The following is a 16,514-nucleotide window of genomic DNA, read 5'->3' on the forward strand; positions in this document are numbered from 1 at the left end:
TCAGATCGCGGCCTACATAATCACGCCGGCTTGTTCAGAGTGATAATAACCGGCTCGGTAATGGCGTTTGCGCCACTGGCTTCAAGAGCACTGGTGATGTCCGCCATATTGCGGTCGAACGTCACTTTGTCTGTGCAAAGCTGGCTCAGAAGTGAAGTGGCCATCGCCAGCGAATCTGCATTTTCAAAGGCTTTGGATGGCGCATGACAAACCGTGCTGCCTTCTGACACCGGCAGACAGCCCGATGCAATATTGAGCAGTGTTGCCACATTCAGTTGCTGTCCTTCGGTCTTTTCTGCCTGCGCGTCAGTCGCGTAGCCCACATCGTCCGTCTGCGCGCTCGCATGGAATAACTCGTGAATCAGATCATCGGCTACGACGTCATGATTAAAGCCCAGGCTGATGAAATGTTTGTTGAGGTTTTTTGTATATATTTCAACAAAAGCCTGATCAGCCCCATCGGTTGCGCCTTCATTTTTCCAGCGTTTATAAGCGTTAACATCGAATGCTGCGATAGTTTCATTCTCCTTGATGGCGTCAAGCACAATATTGCTTAGCGAAAACCCGGCAAAATCGAAACGGATCAAGCGCAGGTAGATAATCAAACGATCTATGGCTACCGATGACGAGTCGCCGAATAATATTTTCATCACTCGACTGCAATCGCGTTTGAAGTCATGACGGCTTATGGCTTCAAGGGCATTATCGATCTTCGCTCGCGCGCGCGGCAGACTTTTGTCGATGAAGCTTCGCGAATAGCTCTCCGGCAAGGTCTTTGTCGGGTAAGGCAATGGCAATGGCGCGTTCTGCCTGAAACCGTCCAGAGGTTTGCCCCAGACGTCGCCGCGACGATTCAAGGCGTACCATTTATTGTTCCGGCGCACGGCCAGGATCGCCACGGCATCGCTCGCTACGCTGCGGGGGCGCCAGGTGCCGAGCGCGAATTGTGCGCTACCATTATTGTCAAACAAAACATGTGGGTGTTGTCGCGGCCTGAGTGAGCGCAGCTGTTTGTTCGCCTTCGCGATAAGAGCATGCGAGTTTTTGTTGAAACGCAAAAAACCCTTGTGTACCAGTTTTCCACCTAACTGTATGCCAGACGGCACGCCGTCCAGTGGGTTGAATAGCGAAATCGCCGAGGTAAACGCCAACTTGGTAAAACGCGCAGCTTTTGCCGTTGTAGAAATGGCCTTCGCTGAAATACTCAACACTTTGGAACTGGCTCCCGCGACCGTTCCCACCAGCCCGATGCCGTCCATCAAGCAACCATAGATCCCATCTACCACTTTGTCGTGTTCACCGGATGTAATGTCCTCGATACATTTCTTGAACGGCACCACCAGGTTGATGAAATAAGTAATCAGCCGTTCGCCCTCTTCTCGGGAGAGTTCCAAAGGCGTGGGTACACGAACTAGCTCTCTGAGTTCCCGAGCATTCAGGAACGGTCGATGAGCAACAATAAACTCCGCGATACGTGCAACGTCGGGATCGTTGATACGCTGATAAAATCCCATCTTGGGGTTCGCAGTTGTTTGCGGCTCGGGCAGCGCACCAAAGTTATCGATAAAGGCCATGCTACTGCTGATCGAAGCGTCTGGCGCAACACCATGGGTGTAACACTTCACATTGAGCGGCAATAACTGAAGGGAGGTAAAAGGCAGTTGAGATGTCAGGTCAGCCGGGCGACTCATCCTTGAGCGCTGCTGCAGTGTTCGCTGGCGAACAATCAACTCACCCAATGCGTCATTTTTTCGAAACTCTCCGCGCGAGGTGAACAGCTCATAACAGATGACGGCATTGTTGTAAGTCGCAAACATCACAACGCCAAAACGACCGGTTGCAGCGTCTCGGCTTTGCAGTGTTTCGTTTTGAAAATCCTTGTCCAATGGCCCGCCGATGCGCTTGGTGACCGTATAGATCGCGGATCCACGCACGGTGAGAAAGTGGATCTTTGCATTCATGAACGCGTGCAGATCAGTATCGGGCATCAGCGCCAACGCCATTTTTACGGTCGTCAACATGGCCTCATCCAAATCACTGCGATACACCGCCAACTGACGATCCATCTCCTCATCACAGGATTTGAGCGCGAGTAATTGTGGGTAATGCTTATAAAGACTAACGCCCGAAGGGTTGTAATTGATGGCCGGTCGCGGCACCCCGTTCGTGATCAAGCGGACGGTGCGCCGGTCCCACTTGCCGGTAACCAGATCGCCAGACTGATGCAAATCAACCATGGACATGATCTGCTGGCCGCCTTGTTCGGAAAGTGCTTTTTCGTCCAGAGTGTCGCAGCCCGGCGCCGCGACACTCAATGCCGCACGGGCAATTTTCGCCCTGTCAGGTAGCACTGTCGAGAAGGCTTGGGCTATTTGGCTAAACTTCTCGGCATGCTGCTCGAATGCCGCAATTGCTCGTTTTGTAGTAGCTTCCTCCGCCTCATCAAGCTCTGCACGCGTCACTACTTGATTAAGCAGCGCCCAATCGACAATCGGGTCGATCATGGTCAGATCCCGTAGATGTCTCTGCGCGTCACTTACCGGATACAAGTCAGCGTAAGCCATGATCTGGGTATAGGTCATCACTTGAGCGGCGCCGGTTTTAACCGCGTTAACCAGCGTCACGCCACGACTGAAATTGATCCACGCAATCGAGCCAAGTGTAACTGACGACGGTACTCCAGATACGAGAAACTCTGGTGCAATGCGAGTCAGTAACATATGCGCCGCAAGCGGCGCCAGAGCAGCGTCTACCCATTGTTTGGTCTGCAAAAAGCTCGACAGGTCATGAAGTACTGACGAGGCATGTCGTTCAACGTTTGTCGCTGCATATAAATCAAACTCGGCAACACGTCCGCGTCGGATACTCTGGTCAATCGATGTATGAAGGTCGAGCAATATAGCCGTTATCAATAGCTGGGCCAGCACGCTCTCAGATACCTCTTCCTGTGCATTTGCGCCAAACCATTCAAGCTCTTCGAGATATCTTCTGGCGATCACTAGCGAGCCAGCGTGTGTAACCAGGTTTTTTATTTGCTGAGCGGCGTTCTTATGCGTTATACGTGGCCGCCCGCTAATGCTGTGCAATATTGTGAGAAGTTTCCTACCTAAAGTGATTTTTGTCGTCGCCCGCCTGATCTCTGAAAATTCGTCCTGCGTGAGTTTCAACAACCCCTGCCCACCCTCCTGAAAGTGCTCCCAATAGTTGACGGGATTATCAACGACCGGATCAAACTTCAACAAGGCAATCAAGTTCCTGACTTCTGCGTTATTTTTCGGCGGATCAATCTCATGAAAGCGAAACCACTGGTCCAGGGTCATATCCAGGTCCGGCCATACATACCCTCCTGCTGCGCGGGATATATCCGCAATCAACTTCAAAGGCCTCGTATACTCCTCATACCAACCAAGGATGGTGCGCGCACGCAGGTCAATCCAACCATCCGGACCATAGACTTCGATTTTCTCATCAGGCCCGACCCGAACAAGACCATCATGCTCACGCGCCCCCACCCGATTAATCATACCAATGACAAGATTCGTTTGCAGAAAGTCGTTAAGCAAAAGTCTGCCGGGATTATAAATTTCATACATTGAGGATCCCGCCTGCAACGCTACTTCGCGAGCGTACCATTTGATAACCTGATCTTCTTTACTCTCTTCCAGCGCCAACTCCAGCTCATCAATTACCTGAAGATACTCAGCAGCATCCGCAGCCAACTTGCCATTCAATTCAGCCAGAGCTTTAGTTGATGACTGAAAAATCTTATTTTTTTTCTTAAAATCCATTATGGAATCCCATCAAGTTAATTGTTTATCGTCAAACTTGACAATACTCAACTTCCAGACTGGACGGGTCCACTTCGAAGATATTAAGCGATATTACCAACAATCAATATCGAGCCTACTGATCAGCATATCAATCCATTAAACCCCACTCTCCCGCCGTTGAGTTTCGATCAATTTTGCTCTCTCCGATCAATTTCAAGCGCAACTTCAGATTGTTGACCGAATCGGCATTCCTTAACGCCTCTTCCTCAGTAATTACACCCGTCGACACCAACGCAAACAGGGCTGAGTCAAATGTCTGCATGCCCATAGCCGCGGATTTTTCCATCATGGCTTTGAGCTCCCCGAACTCACAACGTCGGACCAGATCGGCTACGGTCGGCGTACCCAGCAACACCTCTACGGCAGCTCTGCGGTTTCCATCAACCGTGCGCACAAGACGCTGCGAAATACATGCTTTCAAGTTGTTACCAAGCGCCTGTAGCAACTGCGGCCGGCGCTCTTCAGCGAACATATTGATAATTCGATCCAACGCCTGATTGGCGTTATTAGCGTGCAACGTCGACAAAACCAGATGCCCTGTCTCGGCAAATGACAACGCGTGCTCCATGGTTTCACGGTCACGAATTTCACCGATCAGCACCACGTCCGGCGCCTGGCGCAGGGTATTTTTAAGCGCGGAGTGAAAACTTCGAGTGTCGACCCCGACTTCACGCTGGTTGATGATCGACCGCTGATGGCGATGGATGTACTCGATCGGGTCTTCGATGGTGACGATATGTCCGCTGCTGTGGCGGTTGCGGTGATCGATGAGCGCTGCCAGCGAGGTTGATTTTCCCGAATCGGTGGCGCCGACAAACAGTACCAGCCCCTGCTTGAGCATCACGGTTTCGAGCAATACTGGCGGCAGTTTGAGATCCTCGAAACGCGGAATATCGAGTTTGACGTTGCGGATCACAATGGATACATCGTTGCGCTGTTTAAAGATGTTGACCCGGAAGCGACCGATGCCGGGGCGCGAGATTGCCAGGTTCATTTCCAGATCCCGGTCGAACTCCCTGCGCTGCTCGGCGTCCATGAGGGAGGTGGCTACCGTTGCCACCTCGCCAGGTTTGAATGATTGCTCGCTCAACGGGGTAAGCACGCCTTCAAAACGTGCACTGGGCGGTGCGCCCGTGGAGAGGAACAGGTCCGAACCATGACGACTCGCCAGTTGTTTGAGCAGTGCATCGATTTCCATGGCTAAAAGCACCTGCGAAGCTTGCAATGAATAGAGAGGACCCGCGCCGTGACGCCGCGAGCCAATGCGCGTCTACCAGATTAGGATAGTAGACGCCGCCCTACCGACTGACGCTCAGGATGCAACGATGAACGCTGTACCAACCAGCAACGACGCCCAGGCACTGATAGCCCGTACCGATTGGAGCCGCAGCCCTCTGGGCGCTGCAGGCACCTGGCCGCAGAGCCTGCGCACCGCCGTGGACATCGTGATTCACTCGCCGATGCCGATGTTGCTGATGTGGGGGCCGGAGTTGACGCAGATCTACAACAACGGCTTTGCCCTGCTCGCCGGGAGCAAGCACCCGCACGCTTTCGGACAGCCGGCGCACCAGATATGGCCCGAACTTCGAGACTTTACCGACCCGATTTACAGCGCCGTCCTACAAGGTCAGGTACGCACCTACAGTGAACAGCGCTTCACCCTGCAACACGATGGCAAGGATTCAGAGTTCTGGCTTGATCTGACGTATAGCCCGATCCGTGATGAAAACGCACAGGTAGCCGGGATCCTCGTCACCGCAATTGAAACCAACGAACGGCGGCGCATCGCTCTGGAGTTGCAGCAGCGTTCTGATGAAAGCCTCAGGGTTCAGCGCAACACCGAAGAGCGACTGCAACTGGCGCTCGCCGCCACCGATGCGGTCGGCACCTGGGACTGGGACATCGGTGAAGATCGCTTTATTGCCGACGCGCACTTTGCCCAGTTGCACGGCATTGATCCGGCCCGCGCCGGGCAATTGCCCATCAGCGATTATCTGAATGGCGTTCACCCCGAAGACCGTGCGCTGCTGGCCCGCAGCATCAAACATTGCATCACCCACGGCACGGAATACGCCGAGGAATACCGCTTGCTGTTGCCCGGCGGCGAGCAGCGCTGGGTATTCGCTCGCGGCCGCTGCTACAAGGATCACCATGGCCGGCCGGTGCGTTTTCTCGGTGCAGCCCTGGATCTGACCGAGCGAAAACAGAACGAACATGCGTTGCGCCAGAGTCAGAACGAATTACAACTGGTCATCAACGCCATGCCGATCCTGATCAGCTACGTCGACCACGAAGAACGCTTTCGCCTGAATAACGCGGCGTATCTCGACTGGTACGGTCTGACGCCGCAAGAGCTGTATGGCCGCACCATTCGCGAGGTGATCGGAGAAGAGGCCTATTTCCTGCGTTCGCCGTACATCGGCGAGGCGCTGGCCGGACGGCCCTGCTCGTTCAGCCTGTACACGCCCCATCGCGACGGCAGCACCCGGCATGCGCTGATGAACTACTTGCCCCGCCACGGAGCGGATGGCGCGGTCAACGGCTTCTACATCTTTGTGATCGACGAGTCCGAGCGCAAGAAAACCGAAGAGGCGCTGCGCAATCTCAACGAGACACTTGAAGAACGCGTCAGCGCCCGCACCGAACAATTGGCCCAGGCCAATGAGCGCTTGCAGAACGAGATGTTCGAACGCGAGCGCGCCGAAGATGCGTTGCGCCATGCACAGAAGATGGAAGCGGTCGGTCAGCTCACCGGCGGCATCGCCCATGATTTCAACAACATGCTCACCGGGATTATCGGCAGCCTCGACCTGATGCAACGCTATATTGCCAATGGTCGGGCCGACGAAATCGGGCGTTTTACCGAAGCCGCCGTGTCGTCCGCCAACCGTGCCGCTGCGCTGACGCACCGCCTCCTGGCGTTTTCGCGGCGCCAGTCACTGGATCGCAAAACCCTCGACGTCAACGCGCTGATCCATTCGCTGGAAGATCTGATCCGTCGCACCAAGGGCGATCCGATCGCGCTCACGTTACGCCTCGCAGAAAACCTCTGGCCTGTCAGCACCGACGTCAGCCAACTGGAAAACGCCCTGCTCAACCTGGTAATCAACGCCCGCGACGCCATGCCCGATGGCGGTGAATTGCTGATCGAAACGGCCAACGTTTATCTCGATGGCAATGACATCACCACGCTGGAACCGGTCAAGGCCGGCGATTACCTGATGCTGGCGGTCAGCGACAACGGCAGCGGCATGACGCCTTCGGTACTTTCCAAGGCATTCGATCCGTTTTTCACCACCAAGCCCATCGGCCAGGGCACCGGTCTGGGATTGTCGATGATCTATGGTTTTGCGCAGCAGTCGGGCGGCCATGTCAGCCTCGACAGCCTGCCGGACCAGGGTACTTGCGTGCGTCTGTACTTGCCGCGCTTGCATGGCAGCGAGCCGGAAAGCCCGCAGGCTGAACTCGTTGAGCAACCTGCGCCGATCGCCGCCGGTGAAACCGTGATGGTGGTCGAAGACGACCCGGCGGTGCGCATGCTGGTGCTCGATCTGCTCAGGGAGCTGGGCTACAACGGCTACGAGGCCGAGGACGCCAGGACCGCCCTGCCTTTGCTGGAGTCGAATGTGCGCGTCGATCTGCTGATCACCGACGTCGGGCTGCCGGGCATGAACGGGCGGCAACTGGCGGAAATCGCACGCCAGCATCATCCGAAGCTCAAGGTGCTGTTCATGACCGGGTATGCGCAGAAGGCTGCCGAACGTCAGGGCTTTCTTGAGGACGGCATGGACATGGTGGCCAAGCCGTTTTCGATTGAGCTGCTGGCCAGCAAGATCCGCACGATGATCAGCGAGACGCCTTGAGTTGAGGCATAATCCGCGCCCCGCCGTCACCCCGTTATCAGGTACCGCACGATGAAAGCCCAAGCCCGCCACATTCTGGTGAAAACCGCCGAAGAGGCCGAACAGCTCAAACAACGCATCGCCAAGGGTGAAGCGTTTGATGTATTGGCGAAGAAATACTCGACGTGCCCGTCCGGCAAGCGCGGCGGCGATCTGGGTGAAGTTCGGCCAGGGCAGATGGTCGGTGCGATTGATGCGGTGATCTTCAAGAAGCCGCTGCGCACGGTGCATGGGCCGATCAAGAGCAAATTCGGCTATCACCTGGTGCAGGTGTTTTACCGGGATTGAGTGGTCGGCTTTCGGGCCTCATCGCTGGCAAGCCAGCTCCCACAGGGACCTGCTGGGTGACATGGATCGTATGCACAGCGGTGATCCCTGTGGGAGCGGGCTTGCCCGCGAACCGATTGCGCAGCAAGCGGCCATCCACCTTTTACCTCGGAATCAATGCCCCCGGCACCTGAATCACCTGGCTCGCCAATCGATGGCCGGCCTCGGCCGCATCCTCTGGACTTCCACCCAGCAAACGACTCGCCAGATAAGCCGCACTGAACGAATCCCCCGCCGCCGTGGTGTCCACGACTTTCTCGACTTTCTGTGCCGGCACTGCAAACGCCTCACCGTCACACCGAATCAGGCACGCCTCAGCGCCGCGCTTGAGCACCACTTCCGGCGTGCCAATCTGCGCGTAAGCTTCGAACACCGCATCGCAGTCACTGAAGCCAAACAGCGCCTGCTCGTCATCCACGGTCAGCAACGCCAGATCGATGTGCGGCAACACGCTGCGATAAGCCGCACGCGCCTCTGCCACTGACGCCCATAAACGTGGCCGGTAGTTGTTGTCGAAGACGATCCGCGCATCACGCTGGCGAGCATCGATCAGGGTCTGGATCAATCTTTCCCTGCCCTGCGCACCGAGCACGGCCAGGGTGATGCCGCTGAAATACAGCACGTCGTAATCCGGCAACGCCGCCAGAATCGGCTCGGCTGCGGCAGTGGTAAAGCAATCGCGGACGGCCGCCTCGTTGCGCCAGTAGAGAAAGCGTCGCTCGCCGTTGGCGTCGGTCTGGATGCAATACAGACCCGGCAAGCGTCCGGGCAAGCGCTGTACGAGATCGAGGCCGATGCCTTCGCTCGACCAACTCTGACACATGGCGTCGCTGAAGCTGTCATCGCCCAGCGCGGTAACGTAATCGACTTGCGCTTTATCGCCCATGGCGCGCGACAGGTAGACGGCGGTGTTGAGGGTATCGCCGCCGAAGCTTTGCTGCAGGCTGCCGTCGGCGCGCTGCTGAAGTTCGATCATGCATTCGCCGATCAGAGCGATGCGTGGGGTGTTGGGGCCCAAGGGGCTGAGAGTGGTCATTTTTTGTGGTGTCTCTGGATGATCGATGGTGTCTGGACAAACACTTTCGCGAGCAGGCTCGCTCCCACAGTTGGAATGCGATCCTTGTGGGAGCGAGCCTGCTCGCGAATGGCAGCGCCTCGGTCTGAAGCCCTAGAAACACGTCTCCATGGTTTCGATCACCGACAACTGCTCATCCACCAGCAAGCCCACGCGCCATTTGTCAAAGGTCAGGCAGGGGTGGGATGTACCAAAGGAAATGATGTCACCAACGCGCAGCTCAACTCCCGGCGCCACCGTCATGAATGCATGCTGATCCATCACTGCCGTGACCTTGCACGCGCCAACGTCCTTGCCCACCGCCGGCACCACACCGGCCGGGTAACGCAGCAGAGGCACCGGCAGCCCGGCGTCGTACGCCACGTCACGCTTGCCCAGTGCAATCACCGCAAAACCCGGCTCCGGCAGCGACTGCACGTGCGCCCACACTTCCAGTGCCGGACGCAGACCTTCGTGCAGATCACTGCGACGATCGAGCACGCAGCACTGCGCCTCTTTGTAGATGCCATGGTCGTGCGCCACATAACTACCGGGGCGCAACACGCTGAGGAAGCGGCCAGCAGCGTTCTGCGCCTCGAACGATTCGGCAATCAGGTCGTACCAAGCCGAGCCCGACGCCGTGATGATCGGTTTGGCGATGGCGAACCCACCGCTGTCCTGCAACTGCACGGCCAGGCGCACCAACGACGCGGCAAATTCGCGGATGCCGCTGACCGCGTGATCACCGTGGATCACGCCCTCATATCCTTCGATGCCGGTCAGCGCCAGCGCCGGTTGCGCGCTGATTGCCTTGGCCAGCTCAATGACTTCCTGTTCGCTGCGGCAACCGCATCGACCACCGACCACGCCGTACTCGATCATCACGTTGAGCTTCACACCGCGCGAGGCGAAGTAAGCGCCGAGATCGGCAACGTTGTCTGGGTGATCAACCATGCAATAGAAGTCGAACGACGGATCCGCCAGCAGATCGGCGATCAGCGCCATGTTCGGCGTGCCGACCAATTGGTTGGCCATCAGCACACGACGCACACCGTTGGCGTAGGCCGCGCGGGTCTGAGTGGCGCTGGCAAGAGTGATGCCCCACGCACCGGCGTCGAGCTGACGCTTGAACAGGGCCGGGGTCATGCTGGTTTTGCCGTGGGGCGCGAGTTCGGCGCCGCTGTCGCTGACGAATGCCTGCATCCAGCGAATGTTGTGCTCCAGCGCTTCGCGGTGCAGCACCAGCGCCGGCAGGCTGACGTCTCGCACCAGATGCGCGCCGATGGCAGCGTCGCCCTTTTCCACAGCAGTATTGATGGCAGTCGTCATGGTCAAACTCCTCGGATTCATTCGCGGCCGCAGGCAGCCGCGGTTATTCGTTGATGCGCCGGGCGAGGCTGTTGGCGCTCTCGATCAATACCCGGCGATAGTCGTTGTAATGGGTCTTGGCGTCGGCCCGCGGGGCGACGATGCACAAGGTGCAAATGGCTACGCCGGCAGGGTCTTTGACCGGTGCCGCGAAGCAGTGGGTGAAGGTGTCGGCGACGCTGTCGAAGGAGAAGAACCCATCGATGCCGGCCTGACGAATTTCCGCCAGAAAGCGCTCCAGCGGCAACCGCTCGCCGTCGGGCAGGATGTAGTCGCCTTCGTCGATCAGGTCGATGATTTGCTGGTCACTCAGATGCGCGAGCAACAGACGCCCGGACGCGGTCCAGGGGATCGGCGCGTTTTCGCCGATATCGGAAGAGATACGGAAATGCCGCTCGCCCTCCTTCATCAACGCCACCGTGTATTTGCGCCCGTTGAGCAGGCACATCTGGGCGGTTTCGCGGGTCTGGCTGACGATCTCCTGCAAGGCATGATCGGCCTCGCGACTGAGGTCGAAATGACGCAAATGCGCCTGCCCGAGAAAGTACAACTGCCGGCCCAGATAGACGTGACCGTCCTTGCCCACCGGTTCCAGAATCCGTCGCTCCAGCAGGGACGCGACGAGTTCGTAGACCGTGGATTTCGGGCTGCCGATACCGTTGGCGATGTCGTTCGGACGCAGCGGTTGGCCGATCTCCTTGAGGAAATCGAGAATATCGAACGCCCGGTCCAGACCGCGTGCCCGGCGCTTGATGGTGTCTTCGGTCATGTCATTGGGTTCCCATAAAAGTTGCCGGGATGGTAACTGGCCCGCGTTGTTGTGTCAGTCGGATCGCAGCCCTCCCCCCCCGCCCTCTCCCGGAGGTAGAGGGAGCCTGACCATATCGATGCAGATGCCTTCGCCTGACAACAAATCCTGCATCGACACAAATCAGTCCCCTCTCCCCCGGGAGAGGGCCAGGGTGAGGGGCAGCCTTCACTCAAACCTTCTTCTTGTACGCGATGCAGTCGATCTCGACCTTGCAATCAACCATCATGCTCGCCTGCACACAGGCCCGCGCCGGCGCATGTTCCGGTTTGAAGTACTCGCCAAATACCTTGTTGAAACTGCTGAAATCCCGGGGATCATCCAGCCACACCCCGGCACGCACCACGTCTTCCAGGCCATACCCGGCCTCTTCGAGGATCGCGATCAGGTTCTTCATGGTCTGGTGGGTCTGCTCGACGATGCCGCCAACAATGATCTCGCCATCCACCGCTGGCACCTGACCGGAAACGTGCAGCCAGCCATCAGCTTCAACGGCGCGCGCGAATGGACGAGGCTGGCCGCCTGCGGCGGTGCTGCCGGTGCCGTAACGAGTAATGCTCATGGGTATTTCTCCTGATAAAAATTAAAACCGCGTGTTTTTGAGGAACTCAGCCAGACGCGGCGATTGCGGGCGTTCGAACAGTTCCTTGGGAGGCCCCTGCTCTTCGATCCGCCCCTGATTCATGAATACGATTTTGTCCGAGACCTCGAAAGCGAAGCGCATCTCGTGGGTCACCAGCAGCATGGTCATGCCGTCTTCGGCCAGCCCCTTGATCACGCTGAGCACTTCGCCAACCAACTCGGGGTCGAGGGCTGAAGTGACTTCGTCGAACAGCATCAGGCTCGGGTTCATCGCAATCGCCCGGGCAATCGCCACGCGCTGTTGCTGGCCGCCAGACAACTGGCCGGGAAAGTGATTGCGGCGCTCCAGCAGGCCGACCCGCTCCAGCCATTTCTCGGCCAGCACCACGGCTTCGTCCTTGTGCATTTTCTTCACCTTGAGCAGGCCCAGGGTGACGTTCTGCAACGCAGTCAAATGCGGGAACAGGTTGAATTGCTGGAATGCCATACCCGTCATCGCCCGATGACGAGCGATGACTTTCTCGCCATGCCGCACGCGCTTGCCATTGATCTCGTCGTAACCGATGGACTCACCGTCGAGTAGGATCTGCCCGCCCTGAAACTCTTCGAGCATGTTCACGCAGCGCAGCAAGGTGGTTTTGCCCGAACCGCTGGAACCGATCAGCGTCACGACGTTGCCTCGTTGCATGCTGAGGTCGACACCCTTGAGCACTTCGACTGCGCCGTATTGCTTGTGCAGACCGCGAATATCCAGCAACGGCTGGCCGTTTGCAGCGTTGGAAAGTTGAGCTTCAGTCATGGCAAGGCCACCCGCTTTTCAATGTGCCGGCCGAGTAATTCGATGCCGTAGTTGATGACGAAGAACAGAAAACCGGCGAACAGATAGAACTCCAGCGTCATGAAGGTCCGGGCGATGATCTGTTGGGTGCTGAGGAGCAATTCGGCCACGCCGATGACCGAGAGCAAGGTCGAGGCCTTGACGATTTCGGTGGACGAGTTGACCCACGTCGGCAGGATCTGCCGCAGCGCTTGTGGCAGCAGCACGTAACCGAGCGACTGGTAAAACGTCAGGCCAATCGCCTTGCCCGCCTCCATCTGCCCGCGCGGCAACGCTTGCAATGCACCGCGCACGATTTCCGCAACGTGCGAGCCGCAGAACAGCGTCAACCCTAACGCACCGGCCTGAAACGCGCTGATCTGCCAGCCGGCCGCTGGCGCCATATAGAAGCAGGCCAGCACCAGCACAAACACCGGCGTACCGCGAATGATGTCGACGTAAAACCGGAACGGCGCACGCATCCAGAATCTGCCGTAAGTCAGCACCAGGCCGGTGACGACGCCGAGCAACGTGCCGAACAATATCGCCAGCGCCGACACCTGCACGCTGGTCAGAAAGCCCTGCCACAAGGTTTCGCGGGCAATCCACAATTCATTCAACCAACTGGGGGATTCGTACATCACAGCCTCCTATCGGCGGATCGCCAGACGCTGCTCGAGATAACGCAGCAGCATGGCGATTAGGTAACAGGCCGCGACATACAACGCCGTGGTCACCAGCCAGGTTTCGATCACCCGGTAGCTTTCGACGTTGATCTTGCGCGCGTAATAAGTCAGCTCCGGCACCGCTATCGCGGCGGCCAGCGAGGTGTCCTTGAACAGCGAAATAAAGTTGTTCGACAGCGCCGGCAGCACGTTACGCAGCATCACCGGCACGGTGACGTAAGCCTTGACCTGCCATTCGCCGAGGCCGATCGCCAACCCGGCTTCGCGCTGCCCCTTGGGGATGCTCAGCAAACCGCCCCGGAACACTTCGGTCAGGTAGGCGCCGGCATACAACGACAGCGTGATGATGAACGAGGGAATCTTGTCCAGCCGAATCCCAAGACTTGGCAACGCAAAGTAGATCAACAGAATCAACACCAGAATCGGCGTGTTACGGACCACCGTGACGTACACCGATGCCAGCACCCGCAAGGCGCGATGCTTCGACAGCAAGGCAAACGCCATCAGCAGGCCGATCACGCAGCCGATGGCGATCGACACCAGTGCCAACTGCAAGCCCAGACCGAGCCCCGCCAGCAAGGTGTCGAAATCGCGCCACACGGCGGCAAAGTTCAACTGATAGTTCATGGTCAGCAGTACCTTGAGCGGGGCGATTTGAATCGCCCCGCTCTCACGGGATCATTTGAATTCGACTGGGAAACCGATCGCGGGCGATGGCAGGTCAACGCCGAACCATTGCTTGAATGAAGCGGCGTAAGTCGGGAATTCAACGCCGGTCATGGCTTCATGCAGCGCGGTGTTGACGAAGTTCAGCCAGTCCTGATCGCCGCGTTTGACCGCGCAGGCGTAGGTCTGTGGGCTCCACGCATAGGTCGGGCTGCGATAACGGCCAGGGTTCTGCACCATCAGGTATTTGACCGAAGACTGGTCGGTGGCGGCGGCATCGGCGCGACCGGAGTTGACTGCCTGATACATCAGATCGACGCTGTCGTACTGATCAACCTTGGCTTTGGGCAGTGCCTGGTGCACCAACTCTTCGGCGTAGACGTTTTGCAGAACGGCAACGGTGACGCCGTCCCCGCCGGCCTGCAGGTCTTCGATTTCCTTGTACTTGCTGTTGTTCGGCAGCAGCAGGCCGACGCCTTCGCGGTAATACGGCAGGGTGAACGCCACTTGCTGGGCACGGCTGGCAGTGACAGTGATGAACTGACAGCTCATGTCGACCTTGTCAGTCAGCAGGTTGGGAATTCGCGCATCGGACGACTGCACAACGAACTCGACCTTGCTCGGGTCGTTGAACAAACCCTTGGCCACAATCCGGGCGATGTCGATATCAAAGCCCTGCAACTTGCCGTCCGCCCCCTGGAAATGCCACGGCGCATTGGTGCTGCCGGTGCCCACAATCAATTTCCCACGGGCCAGGACACTGTCGAGCTTGCCATCGGCGGCCTGGGCCAGGCCCATGGCAGAGGACGAAGCCGCGAGAACAAAAATACATGCTTTGAACAAAGAAGGTCGGCGATGCATGGCAAGCACTCCAAGATGATGTTTATTCCGCTATACCGGAAGACTGTTTGTTACTACGGAATAGACAGCAGAAAGTGTGCCACAGGACTTGGGAAGAATCTGCACTGGGTTTAAATGTTTTTGGAATCAAGCACATGCACAAAGTGCAAAAAGGGGGCGTTACGCAAGGTTGCGCTTTGGCGCGCTACCGTAGGCCACAAGGTGCGGGTAGTGGGTTCCCGTTTGGTGCGTCGGCGGGCGAAGAACATGCATTGTCGAAAGGCTTGGATATATTTCGAGAGGGTGTTTAGCGTTTGGCCGCGTTTTCGTAAACGTCACCCCGCTCTCTTTTGCCAATCGCAATAACAGTCACGATCAAAACTTCATCTTTGACGCGGTAAACCATTCGATAGCCAGCGCTTCTGAGTTTGATTTTGTAAGCCGCCCCCAGCCCTCTGAGCCGGTCTGCGGGAACATGCGGATTAATCAGTCGATCCTTCAGCTTTTTTTTGAATTGTTCTTTGAGTCCAGCTTCAAGTCTTGTCCATTCTTTCCAGGCCTTCTCGGAAAACTCCAGCTCATAGGTCATCAATCGAAACCTTGATGGTTGGGTCGTTTTCTCGCTCCTTGCACAGTGCGATCAACTCCAGATCCTCCAGACGATTCATCAGCGCCTCGTACTCCTTGGCGGGGACGCAGTAGAACGCCGGCTCATTTCGGTTGAGAATCGCGACGGATTGGCCACCGCCAGCGGCCACGGTACCCATGGGATTTCTTTTCAATTCGGAAATACTCGCTACAACGTTAGAAAGAACGATATGTGTCATGAAGTGCTCCTTGGAGTGCTTTTAGTGGTGTTTAAAATAGCACTCCAATGCATGTTCGATGCCTATCGATTTGCCCCCCGCATATTTTCTGCTGAGTAAAAAAGGTATCACGTCGCAACATTCCGCATTTCTGCGTTTCGCGTCGGGTTGGTCTTGCCTATCCGTGGGAAAACACTTGGGAGGGAGAGATACACCTGTAATTTCTGACAGTAGACGGTCCTTTCGACCTCCTTTAACGTCATAAACCTTCGAGGTCGTTGGAAAAGGAGATTTCAATGAACGCCGTCATCCCGAGTTCAGATCTGGCTCCGGTCTACCGCAAAGCCCTGAAAACCTGGCGCCCGGTGATCCTGTATTTCGCCAGCGAGCACTGCCCCGCCTGTGAATCGGCCGGGCCGGTGTTTCGCAAGATTGCCGCGCCGTATCGGCTGCGGGCGAATATCTACATGCTGAACACCCGTGAATCGCCGCGCCATCCGCTGGTTACGGGCACGCCGACCGTGCTGTTCTACAAGCACGGCAGGCTGGTCAAGACGCTCAAGGGGATTGGTACAGAGGAAACGCTGGCAGCGGACTTTGCCCGGCACATCGGCAAGACCAAGGCACCGGCGGTGCCGCGCAAGCAGCGACATGACGTTGTGTGGTTGCGTCAGTCCCTGCGACAGCTTTGTACCATTCCCCGTGGGCGGTCACTTCGAGGCTGCGCGGTACCCATGTAGGAGCTGCGGCACGCTGCAATCTTTTGACGCTGGTTTTAAAAAAACAGATCAAAAGATTGCAGTGTGCCGGAGCTCCTACAGGGTTTTG

The 16,514-nt window shown here is 57.2% G+C and carries 15 protein-coding genes; 3 read left to right on the forward strand and 12 right to left on the reverse strand.

Annotation, left to right across the window (positions count from 1 at the left end):
• Positions 1-20: 20 nt before the first annotated feature.
• On the reverse strand, positions 21-3,788 hold the full coding sequence (locus AB4P97_RS10915) for a hypothetical protein (RefSeq protein WP_395602641.1): 3,768 nt from the start codon (positions 3,786-3,788) through the stop codon (positions 21-23).
• 130 nt (positions 3,789-3,918) lie between these two features.
• Positions 3,919-5,028, reverse strand: a complete 1,110-nt coding sequence (locus tag AB4P97_RS10920; protein ID WP_395602642.1) for a PilT/PilU family type 4a pilus ATPase — start codon at positions 5,026-5,028, stop codon at positions 3,919-3,921.
• A gap of 127 nt (positions 5,029-5,155) precedes the next feature.
• Here AB4P97_RS10920 and AB4P97_RS10925 point away from each other — a divergent pair, with 127 nt between their 5' ends.
• Together AB4P97_RS10925 and AB4P97_RS10930 are read left to right on the forward strand one after the other, a co-directional pair.
• Positions 5,156-7,693, forward strand: coding sequence for a PAS domain-containing protein (locus AB4P97_RS10925; protein ID WP_042559389.1), 2,538 nt, complete (start codon positions 5,156-5,158; stop codon positions 7,691-7,693).
• A 51-nt stretch (positions 7,694-7,744) separates the two neighbouring features.
• A complete protein-coding gene (locus AB4P97_RS10930) occupies positions 7,745-8,020 on the forward strand; it encodes a peptidylprolyl isomerase (RefSeq protein WP_025112520.1) in 276 nt (91 codons plus the stop codon).
• Positions 8,021-8,162: 142 nt separating this feature from the next.
• Here AB4P97_RS10930 and AB4P97_RS10935 read toward each other — a convergent pair whose 3' ends face one another.
• From AB4P97_RS10935 to AB4P97_RS10980, 10 genes are all read right to left on the reverse strand, one after another.
• Positions 8,163-9,095, reverse strand: coding sequence for a sugar kinase (locus AB4P97_RS10935; protein WP_042559390.1), 933 nt, complete (start codon positions 9,093-9,095; stop codon positions 8,163-8,165).
• A 132-nt stretch (positions 9,096-9,227) separates the two neighbouring features.
• Positions 9,228-10,442, reverse strand: a complete 1,215-nt coding sequence (locus AB4P97_RS10940) for an amino acid deaminase (RefSeq protein WP_042559391.1) — start codon at positions 10,440-10,442, stop codon at positions 9,228-9,230.
• 43 nt (positions 10,443-10,485) lie between these two features.
• On the reverse strand, positions 10,486-11,250 hold the full coding sequence (locus tag AB4P97_RS10945; RefSeq protein ID WP_395602643.1) for an IclR family transcriptional regulator: 765 nt from the start codon (positions 11,248-11,250) through the stop codon (positions 10,486-10,488).
• Positions 11,251-11,461: 211 nt separating this feature from the next.
• The gene (locus AB4P97_RS10950) at positions 11,462-11,851 is read right to left on the reverse strand and encodes a RidA family protein (RefSeq protein ID WP_016984340.1); all 390 of its coding nucleotides are present in this window, start codon (positions 11,849-11,851) and stop codon (positions 11,462-11,464) included.
• Between the two features lie 21 nt (positions 11,852-11,872).
• Positions 11,873-12,670, reverse strand: a complete 798-nt coding sequence (locus AB4P97_RS10955) for an amino acid ABC transporter ATP-binding protein (protein ID WP_047301512.1) — start codon at positions 12,668-12,670, stop codon at positions 11,873-11,875.
• Entirely contained in the window at positions 12,667-13,329 is a 663-nt protein-coding gene (locus tag AB4P97_RS10960) for an amino acid ABC transporter permease (RefSeq protein WP_042559394.1), read from the reverse strand. The genes AB4P97_RS10955 and AB4P97_RS10960 overlap by 4 nt, the downstream gene beginning before the upstream one ends.
• A 9-nt stretch (positions 13,330-13,338) precedes the next feature.
• The gene (locus tag AB4P97_RS10965; protein WP_024012746.1) at positions 13,339-14,001 is read right to left on the reverse strand and encodes an amino acid ABC transporter permease; all 663 of its coding nucleotides are present in this window, start codon (positions 13,999-14,001) and stop codon (positions 13,339-13,341) included.
• 51 nt (positions 14,002-14,052) lie between these two features.
• Complete coding sequence (locus AB4P97_RS10970) at positions 14,053-14,901, reverse strand: transporter substrate-binding domain-containing protein (protein WP_042559395.1); 849 nt, start codon at positions 14,899-14,901, stop codon at positions 14,053-14,055.
• Between the two features lie 286 nt (positions 14,902-15,187).
• The gene (locus tag AB4P97_RS10975) at positions 15,188-15,469 is read right to left on the reverse strand and encodes a type II toxin-antitoxin system RelE/ParE family toxin (protein ID WP_042559396.1); all 282 of its coding nucleotides are present in this window, start codon (positions 15,467-15,469) and stop codon (positions 15,188-15,190) included.
• Positions 15,459-15,707: a type II toxin-antitoxin system Phd/YefM family antitoxin gene (locus AB4P97_RS10980; RefSeq protein ID WP_042559397.1), complete on the reverse strand. Its 249-nt coding sequence runs from the start codon at positions 15,705-15,707 to the stop codon at positions 15,459-15,461. The genes AB4P97_RS10975 and AB4P97_RS10980 overlap by 11 nt, the downstream gene beginning before the upstream one ends.
• Before the next feature lie 275 nt (positions 15,708-15,982).
• Between AB4P97_RS10980 and AB4P97_RS10985 the strand changes: the two genes are divergently transcribed.
• Entirely contained in the window at positions 15,983-16,426 is a 444-nt protein-coding gene (locus AB4P97_RS10985) for a co-chaperone YbbN (protein ID WP_042559398.1), read from the forward strand.
• Positions 16,427-16,514 lie beyond the last annotated feature (88 nt).

The organism is Pseudomonas sp. A1230 (assembly GCF_044218825.1).
In the GTDB taxonomy this organism is placed as follows: Bacteria; Pseudomonadota; Gammaproteobacteria; order Pseudomonadales; family Pseudomonadaceae; genus Aquipseudomonas; species Aquipseudomonas iridis.